Here is an 18,235-nt window from a genome sequence, read left to right as displayed (position 1 = left end):
GATGGTGCGATGTTCGGTTGCGGGCGCCTGTTCGAGGCGCCCGGCATCATCCTGCCATGATAACGGGGGATGGGCCCGGATGCCCGTCAGCCGTTGGCGGGGCGCTCGAACAGCGTTTCCCACATGGTGTCGACCCTGGCCCTGACCGCGGCGTCCATGCTGATCGGCGTGCCCCATTCGCGCGTGGTTTCGCCGGGCCACTTGTCGGTGGCGTCGATGCCCATCTTGGAGCCCAGGCCCGACACCGGCGAGGCGAAGTCGAGGTAATCGATCGGCGTGTTGTCGACCAGCACCGTGTCGCGGCTCGGGTCGACGCGCGTGGTGATGGCCCAGATCACTTCCTTCCAGTCGCGCACGTCGACATCGTCATCGACCACCACGATGAACTTCGTGTACATGAACTGCCGCAGGAAGCTCCACACGCCGAACATCACGCGCTTGGCATGGCCGGCGTACTGCTTCTTCATGCGCACCAGCGCCATGCGGTAGCTGCAGCCCTCGGGCGGCAGGTAGAAGTCGGTGATCTCCGGGAACTGCTTCTGCAGCAGCGGCACGAACACTTCATTCAGCGCCACGCCCAGCACGGCCGGTTCATCGGGCGGCTTGCCGGTGTAGGTGGAGTGGTAGATCGGGTCGCGCCGCATGGTGATGCGGTCGATGGTGAACACCGGGAACCAGTCCTGCTCGTTGTAATACCCGGTGTGGTCGCCGAACGGGCCTTCCAGCGCGTGCTGGTAGCCGGACGGGTGGTTCGGGTCGGGCTGGATATGGCCTTCCAGCACGATCTCGGCCGAGGCCGGCACGCTCAGTTCGGACAGCGTCGGCGTCAGGCAGCCGGCCAGCGCCGTGCGGCTGCCGCGCAGCAGGCCGGCGAACTGGTATTCGGACAGCGTATCGGGCACCGGCGTCACCGCGCCCAGGATGGTGGCGGGGTCGGCGCCCAGCGCCACCGCGATCGGGAACGGTTTGCCGGGGTTGGCCAGCGCATGCTCGCGGAAGTCGAGCGCGCCGCCGCGGTGGGCCAGCCAGCGCATGATGACCTGGTTGCGGCTGATCACCTGCTGGCGGTAAATGCCCAGGTTCTGGCGCTTCTTGTGCGGGCCCTTGGTCACCACCAGGCCCCAGGTGATCAGCGGCGCGGCATCGCCGGGCCAGCAGGTCTGGATCGGCAGGCGCGCCAGGTCGACGTCGTTACCCTCCCAGACCACCTCCTGGCAGGCAGGGCTGCTGACGCGCTTTGGTGCCATGTCCCACACGGATTTGGCCAGCGTGAACAGCTTGCCGGCCTCGCGCAGGCCGCGCGGCGGCTCTGGCTCCTTCAGTGCTGACAAGACCCGGCCGATGTCGCGCAGGTCTTCCATTGATTCGGCGCCCATGCCGAGCGCGACCCTGCGTGTCGTGCCGAACAGATTGGCCAGCACGGGCACGCTATGGATGCCTCCGTCGGTGCCGGCCCCGGAAGGTTTCTCAAAAAGGACCGCGGGGCCGCCGGCGCGCAGCAGGCGATCGCAGACTTCGGTCATTTCCAGGTTGGGCGCGACGGGCCGGGCGATGCGCCGCAGCTCGCCCATGCCTTCCAGCTGGCCGATGAAATCGCGCAAGTCTTTGTATTGCATAGTGAATTCTGTTGTGGTGCGGCATCCGCACGGATCGCCGCAATGCCCCGGTGAAGTCGGTGACGATACACATTCGCCTGCCAGGCTGCAAAAAAAACATCGGCACGACGCCGCGCAAATTGTAAGTTTTTTGCCGGTGCAAGCGCGGCTCCGATGGTGAATACCCAAGGCCAGGCCTGCGTTTGCGGGCAAACGAGTGATGCCCGGTCGACTAAATCGGCATTGTTACAAATAACCTAAAGTAGTAGAAATTAAGATTGTTATTCTTGACGGGATATAACAGCGTTCCTACAATCCCGTCTGCTCCATGGAGTGTTGCGTCGCAACATGGATTTTCCCCCTGTGTCAAGGGGTGCACATCAAAGAAATGCGTGCCAGAAGATCCCTCCAGCAAGGACCGATAGTTGGGCCCGATGCATAGCGGGCCGACGGGTCGCCTCCGGCGACTTGCCGGAGCGTAGTGAGTTTAGTCGTGGCAGGTTGCGCTCCCCCAGGGCGTTGCCTGTTTCCAGTTGGGCGCACGGGGAGCGCCTGCCAACAGATGCTTGGCCGTCACTGCTAGACGGCGCGGCATCCTTACTTGAGTACGTTGAGATCGGGCGCGCGCCGCAGTCGGGCACGCGAAGCGGGCAACGGATGGAGGTAAGCATGAGCGGTTGGAAAACCCTTCATCTTCCCGGCATCGGGCGGGCCTTGCAGGTCCGTCTCCGACAGCCGGTACCCGGAGTGAGTCGGGCATTGCAGGTCCGCCTCGCGCATCCGGTCGCGGGCCGCGCGTTGCGCGGTGGCCGCACAACGCTGAAGTACGCCCTGAACAGCCTGGGCGTGGTCGCGGTCGTTTCGGCCGTGTCGCTGTCGCTGAGCCAGGAATGGCGCACCACGCTGGCCGCCATGCTGGCGGGTGACGAAGCACCCGCGGTGCTGGTAAGCGCTGCCATGCCGGCAGCACCGGCCGCGGTCAGCAATGCCGTGCCGCCGAGTTCGGCGGACGTCGCCGCGGCCAGGCTTGGCTATGGCCATGGTGGCAAGCTTGGCCTGCCGACGGTGTCGGGCGTGGACGAATGGAGCCTGGCGGCTGCCGCCAAGGTGCCGTCGGTCGCGCACCTGGCCGCGCAGATCCCGGTGACGCGCGTGGCGCTGGATGCCCGCAGCACCAGCACGCTGGGCACCGCCCGCGAGCAGGCGGCCGTGGCTGACTATATTGCCCGCAAGTACCGCGTGGCGGCCCAGGCCACCGCGCAACTGGTCAAGGCGGCCTACCTGACCGGCCGCGAGGTCGGCATCGATCCGCTGCTGATCCTGGGCGTGATCGCGATCGAGTCCAGCTTCAACCCGTATGCCGAAAGCGGCGTGGGCGCGCAGGGCCTGATGCAGGTCATGACCAAGGTCCACCAGGACAAGTACGAAGCCGTCGGCGGCGTGGCCGCGGCGCTGAACCCGTACGCCAATATCAAGATCGGCGCGCTGGTGCTCAAGGACTGCATCGCCCGCGCCGGCTCGATCGAAGGTGGCCTGAAGTACTACGTCGGTGCCACCACGGCCACCGACGGCGGCTATGGCGCCAGGGTGCTGGCCGAGCGTGCCCGCCTGCGCCAGCTGCTCGGCGTGCGCAACGCGCCGCCCGCCAACGCCGACAAGGCGGCCGACGGCAAGGTCCCGGCCGAGCACGCGCCGACCGAAAAGCTGGAAGCCAATGCCGGGCCGCACAGCGCCTGAGGCTGACCTGGCTGCGCCAATAAGAAAAGCACCCCGCGGGGCTAGCCATTAAATAGAAAGCGTTGAAGATCTGAGCGAGTCGCCCTAGGAGACCTATCCGGCCTAGGGGGGCTCCAAGGCGCCTGTCGACGAAATCTTCGGCAGTTCGCGTTTGGGATGGCCCCGCCCGCGAGCACGGACGTTAAAGCACGCTATGTGTGCGGTGAGGCTGGCACCCGGCGGTACAGCGTCGGAACGGGCGCTTGGCTCGCGTGGCGCTCACCGTGCCGTCAAAAACTCTCTCGCCGCCCGCCCTGGTCAGCGCTTTGCGCCGTTGCGGTTCCCGTTTTCGGCATCCCGGCACACAGCCGGCAGTTGCTTCAGCAGTTCCGGCAGCGCCGTTTGCACGGTGTCCCACACCAGGTCGAGGTTGATGTCGAAGTAGCCGTGGGCGATTCGGTTACGCATGCCGCGCATGCTGCGCCATGGCACCTCGGGGTGCGCCTTGGTGAACTCACCATCCCCATCCATCACCTTCGTCGCGGCCTCGCCGATGATGATGAGACTCATGATCACGGCCTGCTGGGTGCGTTTGTCCAGCAGGAAGTCATCCTTGGTCAACTCGTCCACGAAGCAGCATGCATCTGTCGCGGCTTGCTGCATGTGGCCAAGGTAGTCGGATAACCAGCTCTCGCTCATACCGGCTGCGCCTCGGCGAGTACCTTCGCCCGAAATCTCGGGGGCAGGTCCGTCGGTGTCAACAGATCGACATGGACGCCGAGCAGCGATTCCAACTCGTCTTGCAGGCCGCCGAGGTCGAACAATGTCGCGCCGGGCAACGCATCGACCAACAAGTCCAGGTCGCTGCCGTCCCGGTCGGTGCCGCGGAGCACCGAACCGAAGACGCGCGGGTTTGCCGTGCGAAAGCGACTCGCCGCTTCGCGGATGGCACTGCGCTTGAGATCGAGAGCTAGCGAGGGTCTCATCGGCGCTTTTCCTTTATCGAAACTCGTTGAAATGGTATGCGATTGAGCATGGTATTTCAAAAACGGAACTCGAGAACACGATGCCTTGCCTGGCATCGACGCGACGGCAGCTGATGCTGCGAACGCGCGTCAGCGGAACAGCTTGCCGAGCCGCGCCATCGCCTCTTCGATGTTCTCGCGCGAGGTCGCGTACGAGATCCGGATGTAGTCCTTCGCGGTATGCGGGCCGAAGTCCTGACCCGGCACCATCACCACGCCTGCGTCATGCAGCATCGCCTGCGTCAGCCGGTCGGCATCGCCGGCGGCAGGGTGGTTGACCCCGCGGCAGTCGGCGTAGACATAGAAGGCGCCGTCGGGGTGCACCGGCACGCGCAGGCCCAGCGACTCCAGCGCCGGCACGATCAGGTCGCGGCGGCGGCGGAACTCGGCCTTGCGTTCGTCGTAGATGGCCAGCGCCTCGGGCGTGAAGCACGCCAGCGCGGCGTACTGCGCCACGGCGGAGGCGCAGATGAAGAGGTTCTGCGCCACCTTCTCGAACGCTTCCACCAGCGCTTCCGGCACCACCAGCCAGCCCAGGCGCCAGCCGGTCATGTTGAAGTACTTCGAGAAGCTGTTCACCGTGACCACGTTTTCGTCCAGGCTCAGGGCCGAGACCGGCGGGGCGTCATAGGACAGGCCCTGGTAGATCTCGTCGAGGATGGCAAAGCCGTTGCGCGCGCGCACGGCCTGCAGGATGCGGGCAAGCTCGTCGGGCAGGATCGAGGTGCCGGTCGGGTTGGAGGGCGACGCCAGCAGCACCCCGCGGGTCTGTTCGCCCCAGTTGGCCTCAACCTGTGCGGCAGTCAGCTGGAAGCGCTCGGCCGGGCCGCTCGGGATCATGCGCGCGGCGCCGTCGAAGGCGGCGACGAAGTGGCGGTTGCACGGATAGCTGGGGTCAGGCATCAGCACCTCGGCGCCGATCTCGACCAGCACTGCGCAGGCCAGCAGCAGCGCGCCCGAGGCGCCGGCGGTGACGATCACGCGCCGGGCCGGGATATCCAGCCCGTAGGCCGTCTTGTAATAGCCGGCAATGGCCTCGCGCAGCGGCTGGATGCCGAGCGCGCCGGTGTACTGGGTGACGCCGCGGCGCATGGCGGCTTCGGCCGCGCGCACCACCGGCTCGGCGGCGGTGAAGTCCGGCTCGCCGATGCCCATGTGCACGATATGGCGGCCGGCGCGTTCCAGCTCGGCGGCCTGCTTGGCCAGTTCCATCACGTGGAAGGCATCGATATTGGCGAGGCGGGAGGCGGTGGCTAGGCGCTGGATGTCCATGGTGGTCCGGGGCGGGCCTTCGGGGCCCGTTTAGTCAATATTATCGAGCTTTCCCTAATTCGCGACAGTGCAAAAACAACCACAGTCATTCCCGCGCAGGCGGGAATCCAGCGTCTTTGAAGTCACTGGGTTCCCGCCTGCGCGGGAACGACAAGCAAGAAGCGTTGTCGTGAATTTCGGAAACATCAATAGATAGGCAGGAACGAAAACACCCGCCTGGGCGGGTGTCGTCTTGATCGCGGCCCCGTGCAGGCGCCGCGATGCACTGTGGCCGGCCGCACCGGCCCGGCTGCCAGGCAGTCAGTTCAACGGCGCGCCGCGACCTCGGCCGCGCGCACCTGGGCGGCGAGCTTGTCCAGCACGCCGTTGACGTACTTGTAGCCCTCGACGCCGCCAAAAGTCTTGGTCAGCTCGACGGCTTCATTGATCACGACCTTGTACGGGATGTCGAGGCAGTGCACCAGCTCATAGCTGCCGACCAGCAGGGCGGCGCGCTCCACCGGCGACAGCTCGTTGACGGTGCGGTCCAGGAAGGGCTCGAACGCGGCGGTCAGGCGGGCCTCTTCGCGCACGGCGCCGTTGAGCAGCGCGTCGAAGTGCTCGCGGTCGGCCTTGTTGAAGCCTTGCGCGTCATGCAGGTGGGCCTGGATCGCGCCGATGTCGTTGCGGTTCAGCAGCCACTGGTAGAGGCCCTGCAGGGCCAGCTCGCGCGAGCGGCGGCGCGCGCTCTTGGGCGGCGCCTTGGCTTCGGCGCGGGCCGCGGCGGGCTTGCCGCCGGCTGCCTTGCCGCCGTCGTTGTCAGGGGTGTTCGACGTATCACTCATCGTCGTCCTCGTCCTCGTCTTCATCGTCCTGGCCGCGCAGCGAATCGAGCGCGACGACCAGGTTGGCCATCTCCACCGCGGCGCGGGCGCAGTCGCGGCCCTTTTCGCGGGTGCGGGCGTGGGCCTGCTCGTCGGTGTCCACGGTCAGGATGCCGTTGGCGATGGGCACGTTGAAGTCCAGGCCAACCCGGGTGATGCCGGCGCCCGACTCGTTCGAGACCAGCTCGAAGTGGTAGGTCTCGCCGCGCACCACGGCGCCCAGCGCGACCAGGGCGTCGAACTGGCCGCTCTCGCACATCTTCTGCAGTGCCAGCGGGATTTCCAGCGCGCCGGGGACGGTCACCACCAGGGTGTCTTCGCCCTCGACGCCGAGCTTTTCCAGCTCGGCCACGCAGGCTTCGAGCAGCTCGGCGCAGACCGGCTCGTTGAAGCGGGCCTGCACGATGCCGATACGCAGGCCTTCACCGTCGAGGTTGCTGGGGTAGAAGCCGTGATCCATTGTTCAGTTCTCCAGTTTTCGGGGCGGCAGCGGCGCCGGGGTGCCGCTGCCAAGTATTGGGGGGTTATTCCGTCTCGCCGTTCATCGGCTGGTAGCCGGTCACTTCCAGGTCGAAACCGGTCATGCTGGGCATGCGCTGCCTGGCGGCCAGCACGCGCATCTTGCCCACGCCCACGTCCTTCAGGATCTGCGCGCCCATGCCGTAGGTGCGCAGGTCCGGCTTGCGGCGCGGACGCGACTGCGGGGCGTCGAGTGCGCTGAACTGCGTGAACAACTGGTCAACGGTGTCGCCGCAGTTCAGCAGCACCACCACGCCGCTGTCGGCGGCGGCGATGGCTTCGAGTGCAGCCGGGATGCTCCACGAATGCGTCGTGCGCTTCACTTCCAGCAGGTCCAGCACCGAGAAGGGCTCGTGCACGCGCACCAGCGTTTCCTGGTCCGGCGCGGGCGAGCCCTTGACCAGCGCCAGGTGGGCCTGGCCGGTGGGCTTGTCGCGGTAGGCGATGCTGCGGAAGGTGCCGTACGGGGTCTGCATGGCGCGCTCGCCCACGCGCTCGATAATGCTCTCGGTGCGGCTGCGGTAGTGGATCAGGTCGGCAATGGTGCCGATCTTCAGGTCATGTTCCTGCGCGAACTCGATCAGGTCCGGCAGGCGTGCCATGGTGCCGTCGTCCTTCATGATCTCGCAGATCACGGCCGCGGGTGTCAGGCCCGCCAGCGCGCCCAGGTCGCAGCCGGCCTCGGTATGGCCGGCGCGGATCAGCACGCCGCCGGGCTGGGCCGTCAGCGGGAAGATATGGCCGGGCTGGACCAGGTCTGCCGGCCTGGCGTCGCGGGCCACGGCGGCCTGCACGGTGCGGGCGCGGTCGGCCGCGGAAATGCCGGTGGTCACGCCCTCGGCGGCCTCGATCGATACGGTGAAGTTGGTGCCGTGCTGGGTGCCGTTGCGGCTGACCATGGGATGCAGGTCCAGCTGGCGGCAGCGTTCGGCGGTCAGCGTCAGGCAGATCAGCCCGCGGCCATGCTTGGCCATGAAGTTGATCGTTTCCGGGGTGACGAAATCGGCAGCCAGCACCAGGTCGCCCTCATTCTCGCGGTCTTCCTCATCGACGAGGATGACCATGCGGCCGGCGCGGATGTCGGCAATGATGTCTTCGGTGCGGGCGATTGTCATGGCGTGCTGAACGGCAAATTGGGGCGAATCGAGCGAAAAACCGGCGAATAGCTGGGGCAGGAACCATGGCCGCGGTTGAAAGCGGCCGGACTGAGGCGGGGCGTCGGGCCGGGCCGGCCAGGCCATATACGCCCGGCAGGTTGCCCAGTCAAGCCGGGTATTGTACGCCAAGGCAGGCAAGGCGGGAGGGCGCGGCACCGGAAAGTACGGCGCCTGCCTGAAGTGGGTGGGGAAGGCGGTTGCCGGCAGGGCGCCGGCGCCGGGTGGCCGAGACCTATGCGGCGGCGCCGGCGCCCTGGGCGATCTCGCAGAGCCGCCCCTTTGACTGCCTGTTGCACGCGCATACCATCACCAGCTGGCCGGTCGCCAATTGCCGCTTCTGCCGCATCAGGCTGGCGCGCATGATCCTGGCACCGACCGCGCCGCCAAGGCACCAGCCGATGATGGCGCCAAGCGCCATGCCGCCGAGGTAGGCCATGAAGCCCGCAGCCGCATTGGCCGGCGTGCCGTAGCGGAACAAGATCCAGGCCATCAGCAGCGCACCGGCGGCCAGGCCGGCCGCGGCGGCTTCATTGAGATAGGTGATCTGCGCCGCCCGGGGCGCGGGCAGGCCTTCGGCCGGCTGGTCGTCGCGCTGGAAGAACCATGGGCCGTCAATGCGTGCGGCGGTCGCAGCCAGTTCGCCAAGCTGCGCCTGCGCCCGCCTTGCCGCGGCAATGTCGTCCAGCCGGAAATACAGAAGGGTGCGCATGGTCAAGCCTCGCTTTGTGTCAGGTCCATTTACCGCTGGACCAGGGAAAGCCTGCGTAACGCCGGGCGCCGGGGCGCCGGAATGTCTTCGGCAGGGGTGAGGACGGCGGCTGCAGCCGCGGCCATCCGTCGCCCACCGCCAGCTCCCAGTCGATCAGCAGCGTGGCGGCACGGTGCAGGTGGGTCGCTGCCAGGCGCACAAAACCCAGGCGCGCCTGCGCCGATGCGGTGGTATGCCGGTCGCGCAGCAGGCGCATCGCCGGAAGACGCTGATACAGGATTCTGGTGGCAGGATCAGGCACGGTGGTTTCCTTCATGAAGGACCAGGCAGCGGCCCGGCCGGCAATCGAAAGCAACGGCGGGAGCGCCAGCTTGCGGACGAGCGCGTGGCGCGGCGGGGCAGGGGTGCATGGAGGTCCCGGTGGTCCCCGTGAGTGACTTCAGGAGTCACCAGTCCTAAGACCGTTGTCTAGGGGGGAAGCCCGGAAACGAGTGGCGGGCGCCTGTGAACGCATATGAACGGCGCTGCTCAATCATTCTAGGTGGCGGGCGCCGCGCAGCCTAGTTCACTTACAACAAAGGCCGGCGAGGCCCCGTGCGGCGCACTTGCCACGTCGGCCGCCGCCGCGCCGGGCGCGCAGGAAACAATTCGCCGCAGAATTGGCGTGGCAGCGTAAGGTCCAAACAGGGCAAGTAGCGCTCAAGTAACGGGCAAGTGGCGGCGGCGCGGTAGCCGCCGCATCGTTGCGGTGATCAGGCGGGAGCCTGCGCGGTTGACAGCATCCGCTCCACATAGCGGGCAATCAGGTCAATCTCCAGGTTCACGCGCGCGCCCGGCTTGAGCTCCTGCAGCGTGGTGACTTCCACTGTGTGCGGGATCAGGTTGATCGAAAACACGCAGCCGTCGGCTTCATCATTGACGCGGTTGACGGTCAGCGACACGCCGTTGACCACCACCGAGCCCTTGTAGGCCAGGTAGCGTGCCAGATCGCGCGGGGCGCGGATGCGCAGTTCATGCGATTCGCCTACCGGCGCGAAGTGCACGACTTCGCCCAGGCCGTCGACGTGCCCGGACACCAGGTGGCCGCCCAGGCGGTCGGCCAGGCGCAGCGCCTTCTCCAGGTTGACGCGGCCGGCGCGCTCCAGCCCCACGGTCTTGTCCAGCGATTCGCGCGAGACCTCGACGTCGAACGCATCGGCCCCCATGGCGATCACGGTCATGCAGGCGCCCTGGATGGCGATGCTGTCGCCGATGATGACGTCCGACAGGTCCAGACCGCCCGCGGCGATATGCAGGCGCACGCCGGCATCGGCGGCGCCCAGCGGGGTAACGGATTCAATGCGGCCGACCGCCGCGACAATGCCTGTAAACATGTGGTGTCTTCTGCTTTGAGTATTGGGAATCCAGATGCGCGGTGCAGTGGTGTGTTGCACTACGCGTCGTTGCGCCGGGCAATCAGCCGCAGGTCGTCGCCGATCTGCCGGACCTCATGCCAGCGGAACTGCTCGGCATCCTGCAGCCGCGCCAGCGGCGGCAGGTTGAACATGCCCTGGGCATCGCCCAGCAGCTTGGGCGCCAGGTAGATCAGCAGCTCGTCGGCGCAGCGCTCGCGCACCAGCGAACCGTTGAGCTTGAAGCCAGCCTCGACGTGCAGCTCATTGATGCCGCGCCGGCCGAGCTCCTCCAGCATGCGGCGCAATTCGACCTTGCCGTGCGCGTTGGGCAGAACCACGACCTCGGCGCCGCGGCCTTCCAGTGCGCGCTGGCGTTGCCGGTCTTCCACCGCGCAGAACACCAGCACCGGCTTGGCGAACTCCCCGGTGTCCGGCGTCAGGATCTGCGCGTCCAGCGGGACTTCCAGCCGCGAATCGACCAGCACCCGCTGCGGTTGTCGCGGCGTGGCGATGGCACGCACCGTCAACGCCGGGTTGTCGTCGCGCACGGTGCCGATGCCGGTCAGGATGGCGCATGCGCGGGCGCGCCAGGCGTGGCCATCGTCGCGCGCGGCCTGGCCGGTGATCCACTGGCTGGTGCCGTCATGCAGCGCGGTGCCGCCGTCCATCGATGCCGCCACCTTGACGCGCACCCACGGCAGCCCGCGCGTCATGCGCGAGACAAAGCCGATATTCAGGTCGCGCGCTTCCTTTTCCAGCAGGCCGCAGCGCACGTCGATGCCGGCATCGCGCAGCCGCTGCAGGCCGCGCCCGGATACCGACGGATTGGGGTCTTCCATCGCCGCCACCACCCGCGCCACGCCCGCGCGCACCAGCGCGTCGGCGCACGGCGGCGTGCGCCCGAAATGGCTGCACGGCTCCAGCGTGACGTAGGCGGTGGAGCCGGCCGGATCCAGCCCGCGCGACAGCGCGTCCTTCATGGCCTGGATCTCGGCATGGTCCTGCCCGGCCGGCTGGGTGAAACCCTGCCCGATGACCTTGCCATCCTTGACCAGCACGCAGCCGACGCGCGGGTTGGGCGTGGTGTTGAACATGCCCCGCGCGGCGAGCGCGAGAGCCTGTTGCATGGCGGCGTGGTCGGTATCGGAAAACATTCGGCGGTCAGGTTTGCCTTGGCACAGCGATTGGGAAGACAGGGCTGCCGGGGTCATGGCGCTCCGGAGGATTCCGTCGCCTCGCAGTCGGCGTCGCGGCCGGGGGTGCAGAGCCGGATACGTCCCTGCGCGCCCAGCCTGACTTGCCGCTGCTCGCCACGGCAGCCGAGCGTGAAAGTGGCGGCCTGAAAACCACCCTGCTCAGATCGAGAGTATCCCACAGGCAGGAATTTCAGCACATTCATGCCGCGGGCGGTCTGGCGCAGCTGTACCGACAGGCATGGCATGCCGGGTTCGACCACAGACAGCACCGCGCTGCGGTCCGGGTCGCCGCCGGCGGCAACCAGCTGCCATCCGGGGCCCAGCGTGGTCTCGCCCGGCAGCGGCTGCAGCGTCACCTCGATGCGGCGAGCCAGTGCGGTGGCCCGTGCCAGCGCCAGCGACGCCGCCAGCCGGTCGGCCGCCAGCGCGACCTGCTGGCGCGCGAGCAGGCCGCTGAATACGGGATAGGCTGCCGCCGCCAGCAGGGCCAGGATGGCCAGGCCGGCGAGCAGCTCGGCCAGGGTCAGGCCGTGGTGGCGTTGGCGCTTGCCGGGCATCATCGCGGCTTCAGCAATGGGCCGGAAGCGGCCGCGGCACGGTTCCCCCTTCAGGCAGCGCAAGCCACTGGCCGGTGCTGCGCAGGATCAGTACCCCGCACTCGGGGTCGGGCAGTTGCGGGACGGCGCGCAGTTCAACGCAGGCGTCCAGCGCGGCCTGCGGGCATGCGGCGGCGGTCACCAGATGCCGCACGGCGCCGCTGGCCGGTACGCGCAGGGGCCACTCGCCGGCAGCCACTTCAGCGCCGGGTTCGGCGGCAAACGTCATGGCGCCGACGGCGTGCCGTTCCAGCTGCAGCATCGCTTCGGTCAGCGCGGTACGGGCCTGCGCCCGCCAGCCCCGCATCAGGTAGCCGTGCCACGCGGGCAGGGCGATCGCCGCCAGGATGGCCAGCACGACCAGCGCCGCCGCAAGCTCGACCAGGCTGAATCCGGCTCCGGGCCGGGAGGCAGGCGCCCCCGTTGTCATGGCAAGTCCTCCCGTGCCGGGCCGACGATCTCGCGCCAGCGCAGGCGCCCGGTGCGCCGGCTGGCCAGGGTTTGCGATAGCCGCGTGACCGTGTTGCCAGCGACTGACCATAGCGACAACTCGTATGCCTGGCGCCCGGTGCGGCCCGGCTGCGCCGGCGCGGCGGGCAATTCGGCAGCGGTCACGAACACGCTGGCGCCTGGGGGCAGCAACTGGCCGGTGGCCACGTGCAGGCGCTCGCCGGTGCCGCGCTGGATGACCGACTCCCCGGTCGCCGCCAGCACCAGGTAGCTGCGTTGCGTGCCCTCGGGCGTGCGCGTCACGAACAGCAGATAGCCCGGGAAGACCGGCTGGATCTCCATGACCTGTTCGCCGGAATGGGGCAGCGTCAGATGCCAGCCGGCATCGTCGGCACCGGCAGGCTGGGCGCGCAGGACGTGACCGCCATCGCCGGCCTGCGCCGCGACCTGGACCAAGGGGACGGCCGTGGCGCCGCGCGAGGAGGACCGGTCGGGCACCGCGGCGAGTTCGTTGCCCGCGGCATAGACCACGACTGGCGCAGTCGTCGATCCGACCAGTACGGGCGCTTCAGCCATCAGCGGTTGCGCTGGCGCCTGCATCCGGTGGAGACATGACACCGCAGGCGCGGCACCCGATTGCGGCGCGTCGGCAAGCGGGAAGCGCCATAGCTGGCCGGCATCGTCTGTCGCATAGGCAGCGCGCGCCGCGCCTGTCATGTCGGATAGCACGCTGACGGCCACGAGGTTGCCGGTTGCTGGCCGGCCCAGGCAGTCGCGTTCCGGCAATGACACTGTGCGCACCGCATACTGCCCGGCCCATGCTGCCCCGGTGGGCTTGTCCAGCGGCAGCAGCGCGAGCGCGGAGCGGGCAGCATCCGGCTTGTCATTGGCGGTGGCGCTCAGCGTCACGACCGCGAACCAGCGCAAGCCGTCGGGGCCAGACATGCCTGCGGCACGTACCGGTCCGCGCGCCGTCAGTGGCAAGGTGTCCATAGCGGCGATCTCCCACAACGACGCAAAGGGCATCGGACCGTCGGGATCGGAAACGTCAAGTGCAAAGGCTGCTGCGGGATTGCCGGCTTTGGCGTTGGCAGGAACCCCGCACAGCAAGACGGTGCGCCATTCGCCGCGGATCATCACGTCCTGCGTTTCGGGGCGCGGGCAGGGAGAGGGCGCCAGTGGCGCGTCGGTCGCCGCCATCGCGGCAGCATAGGGCAGCAGTACGCCGGGCAGATACGCGGCACGTTCCTCGCCTGTCACGGCGTCAAACGCATGCAGCAGCCCGTCGGTGGTGCCAAGCCAGGCCACGTGCGCGCGCAGGCTGTAGCGCACGCGAAAGCCTGAGTGCCCGGGCTTGCCTGGGGCCCATGCAGGGGGCGCCATCACCCGGACGCGGGCGCCTGCCGCATTGCCCAGCCGCGTATCGCGCGGGCGCAGGTTTGCCTGGGTGCGGTCGCCGCGCAGCCATTCGAGAGCGGCGCGATCAAGGCCGTTTACAGGATCAGGATTACCTGTATTGCCCAACGCAGCTACCACGGCATCCCAGTGCAGCGGTATGGCGCGCTCCGGCGTGCCCAGCGGTGCCGAGGACGTGAACACCTTGCGCGATGAAACAGCCCGGCGGTCGAGGTGCTCGCCGGCTTCCCACACATAGTGCGACAGAACCGGAGCCGAACCCTGCCAGCCGACCGCGAACAAGCGCCCGGTCCATGGATAGGCACCGTCCGTGGTCCGGTACGCCAGGGGCAGCCCGCCGGCTTCCGATCCGGTGGCGGCGCACACCGGGGCAACGGCGATGGCAAGGCAGGCGAGGGCCGCGGCGAGGAGTCGAATCATGGCTGGATCACGCTCTGGACCACGGCGCGTACGGCACGGCTGCGGCCGAAGCCGATGGCCGTGATCCGGATTCGCGGTGCCAGTGTGGTGGAAGTGACGGCGTCCGGAGTGACGTAGCCGGGCGGCGCCTCGTCCAGGATCTCGGCGACATACCGCGGCAGCTCTTGCGTCCCGGCCGCACTGGCGGGCAGCACCGGCAGCGATGCCCCGCTAAAGCGGCCGAACGGAACGCCGACGGTATCGGCGTCGGCATCCACAAGCAGCCAGGGCTGCCACACAGGCGGACCCGCCACCGCAGGCCGGCAGATCCCGGCTTGTTGGCCGCTGCCGCAGTGCCCCGGCGCCGGCCAGATGCCGAGCCGGCCGTTCATGTCTTGCGAAGCCGCCGCGGTCAGCACGTCCGCCTCCGCATCGAGCAACGCCACCTCGGCGGCCCGGAATGCGATTTCGCGTTCGAGCTGCATGACGGCAAGTTGACGGCCTGACAGCAGCATGTGCAGCGTGCCGGCCGCAGTCAGCACCACCAGCAGCAGCATCGTGCCGCAGAGCAGCAGCGTGACGGCACCCGACTGGCGGCGGACTGGCAGGCGGGGGGCTAGCACAGCGTCTCCTGGCAGCGTGGCGCATTGCGCAGCCGTATCGTGGTGGCGAACACGCGGCGCGCCATGCCTGCCTGCGGCGTCGCCACCGGCGCCAGGTCGCCGGTCGCGGTGCCGGGTTTCGGCAGCAGGTCTGCGCCGCTGCCCGGACTTGCCGCCGCCGAGCCCGGCCGGTCGCCGCGCACGGCGATGGCAATCTGCACGGCTACCACGCGCTGCCAGGCGGCATCACCCAGTGGCTGGATCTCGTCCGCCGTCACGAAGCGGTCGTGCCGGCCGTCGTCATCCGTATCCAGGCCGTAGCGCAGCTGCAGCGATTCAACGCCACGGACCAGCGCGCCGGAGGTCCAGCCGCTGCCATCGATCACGCCACCGCGGCGCGCCGGATAGCGGCACAGCAGTTGCGGCACGCCATCGCTGCCCGCTGCGACATAAAGCAGGTTGGCCGCGACATAGCCGCTGTGTGCGTCGGCGCCGGCGGTGCGCGCGGCGACGGCGTAGCCGCTGCAATCGGTCATGGTTTCATCCGGCTGTGCCGGTGCCGCCGGCAGGCCGCTGCCGCTGAAGCGGATCAGCAGCGCGTCGCTGCGGCCGACGCCGGCCTTGCCGCAGGATGGCACGGCGCCCATGGCAGGCTGCCCGCAGTTGTCAGCGCCGCTCACGGCGGGCAACGCTGCGTGGAGGCTGGCGGACGAGGGCTCGCCCGGCCATCCGGACTGGCGCAGCAGCGTGGAGAGGATCGTCAGGGCACGCTGGCCGCGTTCTTCGAGCAGGACGCGGTCGGTGGTGGTGAGGTAGGCCGTACGCGTGGCATGGAATGCGGCAATGGCCGCCGCGGCGACCATCAGGCTGAGCAGCAGTCCGATCAGCAATTCGACCAGCGTGAATGCCTTCGAAGCAGACCCTGTCATGGCCGCACCCACAAGGCGATCGCGGGCAGGCCGGCCTGCGCGCCAGGCCGGCCTGCCATGATCAGTCGCGTGTCGTCCGGGCACGCAAATGCCGGGACGCTCCGGCACGGCGCCGGCTGCGTGCTTGCCAGCTCAGCATGCTCTGCTGCCAGCCTTGCCGCCTGGGCCAGCGCGTCGAATTCGCGCTGCCGGGACAGCGCCCTGGGCGCCATCCCCATCATGGGCATCAGCCCGATGCCAACGACGACCAGCGCGCAAAGCACCTCGTGCAGGCCGAAGCCGGCAGAGCGGCCGGCTTCGCGCAGCAGGATGCGCGGGCGTTGACGTATGGAGTTGCGAAGCGCGTGCATGAGCGGTCACCAAGACTTGCCGGGACCGTCAAGGTAACTGTCGTGAGGGCGCGGTAATGTGCCTAAGCGTGAAGGATTTGCGGAATCTTGTTTCGCTAGCCCTTGCGCGGGGTGGACGCGGCAAACTCGTCCAGCACGTCGCGGAATTCCGACACATCCTCAAAGCTCCGATACACCGAAGCAAAGCGGATATACGCAATCTTGTCGAGCTTGCGCAGCTCGCGCATCACCAGTTCGCCGACCTGGCTGCTGGGGATTTCCTTCTCTCCCAGTGCCAGCAGTTTCTCTTCGATGCGGGTGATGGCTTCGTCGATGGCTTCGGCCGAGACCGGGCGCTTGCGCAGCGCCAGGCGCATGGAATCCTTCAGCTTGGCGCGGGCGTAGTCCACGCGCGAGCCGTTTTTCTTGACGATGGCGGGGAAGAACAGCTCGATCCGCTCATAGGTGGTGAAGCGGCGGTCGCAGGCTTCGCAGCGGCGGCGCCGGCGTACGGCATCGCCGTCTTCCGACATGCGGGTGTCGAGTACCTGGGTATTGGAATGACCGCAAAAGGGGCATTTCATGCCGGACCACCTTCAGTTGAACCCCGTCGCCTTGTCCGTGTTGTCGTTCTGCGGTGGCGGGGCGGGTTGGCGAGGCCCGCAGGCCAGTGCCCTGGGGCGCCGGCCTGCGGAGCTGCCGGCCGCCCTTGCGCACACGCAAGGGCGGCCTTGGTACATCAGCCGTAGACCGGAAAACGCTTGGTCAGGGCGGCCACCTGCTCGCGCACGCTGGCGATGTTGGCGGCGTCGTGCGGGTTGTCCAGCACATCGGCGATCAGGTTGCCGACGATGCGGGCTTCTTCTTCCTTGAAGCCGCGCGTGGTCATGGCCGGCGAGCCCAGGCGGATGCCCGAGGTCACGAACGGCTTTTCCGGATCGTTGGGGATGGCGTTCTTGTTGACGGTGATATGCGCCTCGCCCAGGATGCGCTCGGCTTCCTTGCCGGTGATGTTCTTGGCGCGCAGGTCGACCAGCATCACGTGGCTTTCGGTGCGGCCCGAAACGATGCGCAGGCCGCGCGCGATCAGGGTCTCGGCCAGCACGGCGGCGTTCTTCACTACTTGCTGCTGGTAGGTCTTGAACTCGGGCGTCAGCGCTTCCTTGAACGCGACCGCCTTGCCGGCGATCACGTGCATCAGCGGGCCGCCCTGGATGCCGGGGAAGATGGCCGAGTTGATGGCCTTCTCGTGCTCGGCCTTCATCAGGATCACGCCGCCGCGCGGGCCGCGCAGGCTCTTGTGCGTGGTGGTGGTGACGAAGTCGGCGTGCGGCACCGGGTTCGGGTAGACGCCCGCGGCGATCAGCCCGGCATAGTGGGCCATGTCGACCATGAAGTAGGCGCCGATCGACTTGGCCACGCGGCCGATGCGCTCGAAGTCGATGCGCAGCGCGAAGGCCGAAGCGCCGGCGATGATCAGCTTGGGCTTCTTCTCTTGCGCCAGCTTTTCGAGCGCGTCGTAGTCGATGTCTTCCTGGGCGTTCAGGCCGTAGCTGACTACGTTGAACCACTTGCCGCTCATGTTCAGCGCCATGCCGTGGGTCAGGTGGCCGCCTTCGGCCAGGCTCATGCCCATGATGGTGTCGCCCGGCTTGAGCACGGCGAAGTACACGCCCTGGTTGGCCTGCGAGCCCGAGTTGGGCTGCACGTTGGCGGCCTCGGCGCCGAACACCTGCTTGACGCGGTCAATGGCCAGCTGCTCGACAATGTCGACGTACTCGCAGCCGCCGTAGTAGCGCTTGCCGGGATAGCCCTCGGCGTACTTGTTGGTCAGCTGCGAACCCTGTGCGGCCATCACGGCCGGCGAGGTGTAGTTCTCGGAGGCGATCAGCTCGATGTGGTCTTCCTGGCGCTGGTTTTCCTGCTGGATGGCGGCAAAGACCTCGGGGTCGATCTGGTCGATCGTAAAACGGCTGCGTTCGAACATGGCGAAACTCGTCTGAAAAAAGGGGATCCGATTCACGCATCGGGGGTAGGGCGCGCGCGGAAGGCTAGCGGCGACCCACAC

General features: G+C 68.0%; 20 protein-coding genes. 1 reads left to right on the top strand and 19 read right to left on the bottom strand.

The features are described 5' to 3' along the window. Positions 1-86: 86 nt before the first annotated feature. On the bottom strand, positions 87-1,616 hold the full coding sequence (gene ubiD, locus ACREYQ_RS12310; RefSeq protein ID WP_432257873.1) for a 4-hydroxy-3-polyprenylbenzoate decarboxylase: 1,530 nt from the start codon (positions 1,614-1,616) through the stop codon (positions 87-89). A 648-nt stretch (positions 1,617-2,264) separates the two neighbouring features. Here ubiD and ACREYQ_RS12305 point away from each other — a divergent pair. After that, positions 2,265-3,332, top strand: coding sequence for a transglycosylase SLT domain-containing protein (locus tag ACREYQ_RS12305; RefSeq protein WP_432257872.1), 1,068 nt, complete (start codon positions 2,265-2,267; stop codon positions 3,330-3,332). A gap of 297 nt (positions 3,333-3,629) precedes the next feature. On the opposite strand, the gene ACREYQ_RS12300 is transcribed toward ACREYQ_RS12305, so the two are convergent. From ACREYQ_RS12300 to glyA, 18 genes are all read right to left on the bottom strand, one after another. After that, positions 3,630-4,010, bottom strand: coding sequence for a HepT-like ribonuclease domain-containing protein (locus ACREYQ_RS12300; RefSeq protein ID WP_432257871.1), 381 nt, complete (start codon positions 4,008-4,010; stop codon positions 3,630-3,632). Then, positions 4,007-4,297, bottom strand: coding sequence for a nucleotidyltransferase family protein (locus tag ACREYQ_RS12295; RefSeq protein WP_432257870.1), 291 nt, complete (start codon positions 4,295-4,297; stop codon positions 4,007-4,009). Before ACREYQ_RS12295 ends, ACREYQ_RS12300 begins: the two co-directional genes overlap by 4 nt. Before the next feature lie 129 nt (positions 4,298-4,426). After that, a complete protein-coding gene (locus tag ACREYQ_RS12290) occupies positions 4,427-5,608 on the bottom strand; it encodes a pyridoxal phosphate-dependent aminotransferase (protein WP_078197513.1) in 1,182 nt (393 codons plus the stop codon). 305 nt (positions 5,609-5,913) lie between these two features. Then, a complete protein-coding gene (gene nusB, locus ACREYQ_RS12285) occupies positions 5,914-6,432 on the bottom strand; it encodes a transcription antitermination factor NusB (protein ID WP_432257869.1) in 519 nt (172 codons plus the stop codon). Further along, complete coding sequence (gene ribH, locus ACREYQ_RS12280; RefSeq protein ID WP_432257868.1) at positions 6,425-6,931, bottom strand: 6,7-dimethyl-8-ribityllumazine synthase; 507 nt, start codon at positions 6,929-6,931, stop codon at positions 6,425-6,427. Before ribH ends, nusB begins: the two co-directional genes overlap by 8 nt. A gap of 64 nt (positions 6,932-6,995) precedes the next feature. Then, on the bottom strand, positions 6,996-8,105 hold the full coding sequence (gene ribBA, locus ACREYQ_RS12275; protein ID WP_432257867.1) for a bifunctional 3,4-dihydroxy-2-butanone-4-phosphate synthase/GTP cyclohydrolase II: 1,110 nt from the start codon (positions 8,103-8,105) through the stop codon (positions 6,996-6,998). Positions 8,106-8,379: 274 nt separating this feature from the next. Further along, positions 8,380-8,856 carry a hypothetical protein gene (locus ACREYQ_RS12270; protein WP_432257866.1) on the bottom strand — a complete coding sequence of 159 codons (477 nt, stop codon included), beginning with the start codon at positions 8,854-8,856 and terminating at the stop codon, positions 8,380-8,382. A gap of 19 nt (positions 8,857-8,875) precedes the next feature. Next, on the bottom strand, positions 8,876-9,157 hold the full coding sequence (locus tag ACREYQ_RS12265) for a hypothetical protein (protein WP_432257865.1): 282 nt from the start codon (positions 9,155-9,157) through the stop codon (positions 8,876-8,878). Between the two features lie 451 nt (positions 9,158-9,608). Beyond that, the gene (locus tag ACREYQ_RS12260; protein WP_432257864.1) at positions 9,609-10,229 is read right to left on the bottom strand and encodes a riboflavin synthase; all 621 of its coding nucleotides are present in this window, start codon (positions 10,227-10,229) and stop codon (positions 9,609-9,611) included. Between the two features lie 59 nt (positions 10,230-10,288). Continuing rightward, the gene (ribD, locus tag ACREYQ_RS12255) at positions 10,289-11,404 is read right to left on the bottom strand and encodes a bifunctional diaminohydroxyphosphoribosylaminopyrimidine deaminase/5-amino-6-(5-phosphoribosylamino)uracil reductase RibD (RefSeq protein ID WP_432257863.1); all 1,116 of its coding nucleotides are present in this window, start codon (positions 11,402-11,404) and stop codon (positions 10,289-10,291) included. Positions 11,405-11,457: 53 nt separating this feature from the next. Next, the gene (locus tag ACREYQ_RS12250; protein ID WP_432257862.1) at positions 11,458-12,006 is read right to left on the bottom strand and encodes a GspH/FimT family pseudopilin; all 549 of its coding nucleotides are present in this window, start codon (positions 12,004-12,006) and stop codon (positions 11,458-11,460) included. 7 nt (positions 12,007-12,013) lie between these two features. Next, the gene (locus ACREYQ_RS12245; protein ID WP_432257861.1) at positions 12,014-12,472 is read right to left on the bottom strand and encodes a type IV pilin protein; all 459 of its coding nucleotides are present in this window, start codon (positions 12,470-12,472) and stop codon (positions 12,014-12,016) included. After that, on the bottom strand, positions 12,469-14,328 hold the full coding sequence (locus ACREYQ_RS12240) for a pilus assembly protein PilY (RefSeq protein ID WP_432257860.1): 1,860 nt from the start codon (positions 14,326-14,328) through the stop codon (positions 12,469-12,471). The genes ACREYQ_RS12245 and ACREYQ_RS12240 overlap by 4 nt, the downstream gene beginning before the upstream one ends. Beyond that, positions 14,325-14,930 carry a pilus assembly protein gene (locus ACREYQ_RS12235; protein WP_432257859.1) on the bottom strand — a complete coding sequence of 202 codons (606 nt, stop codon included), beginning with the start codon at positions 14,928-14,930 and terminating at the stop codon, positions 14,325-14,327. Before ACREYQ_RS12235 ends, ACREYQ_RS12240 begins: the two co-directional genes overlap by 4 nt. Then, on the bottom strand, positions 14,924-15,838 hold the full coding sequence (locus ACREYQ_RS12230; protein WP_432257858.1) for a PilW family protein: 915 nt from the start codon (positions 15,836-15,838) through the stop codon (positions 14,924-14,926). Before ACREYQ_RS12230 ends, ACREYQ_RS12235 begins: the two co-directional genes overlap by 7 nt. Further along, positions 15,835-16,188: a type IV pilus modification PilV family protein gene (locus tag ACREYQ_RS12225; protein ID WP_432257857.1), complete on the bottom strand. Its 354-nt coding sequence runs from the start codon at positions 16,186-16,188 to the stop codon at positions 15,835-15,837. Before ACREYQ_RS12225 ends, ACREYQ_RS12230 begins: the two co-directional genes overlap by 4 nt. Before the next feature lie 95 nt (positions 16,189-16,283). Beyond that, positions 16,284-16,751, bottom strand: a complete 468-nt coding sequence (gene nrdR, locus ACREYQ_RS12220; protein ID WP_432257856.1) for a transcriptional regulator NrdR — start codon at positions 16,749-16,751, stop codon at positions 16,284-16,286. 155 nt (positions 16,752-16,906) lie between these two features. Continuing rightward, a complete protein-coding gene (glyA, locus tag ACREYQ_RS12215; RefSeq protein WP_432257855.1) occupies positions 16,907-18,154 on the bottom strand; it encodes a serine hydroxymethyltransferase in 1,248 nt (415 codons plus the stop codon). Between the last annotated feature and the right edge of the window lie 81 nt (positions 18,155-18,235).

The sequence above is a fragment of the Cupriavidus sp. TMH.W2 genome (assembly GCF_050847365.1).
Lineage (GTDB): Bacteria > Pseudomonadota > Gammaproteobacteria > Burkholderiales > Burkholderiaceae > Cupriavidus.
The sequence above is the reverse complement of the archived record's forward strand: the minus strand, read 5'-3'. Positions and strand labels throughout refer to the sequence as shown.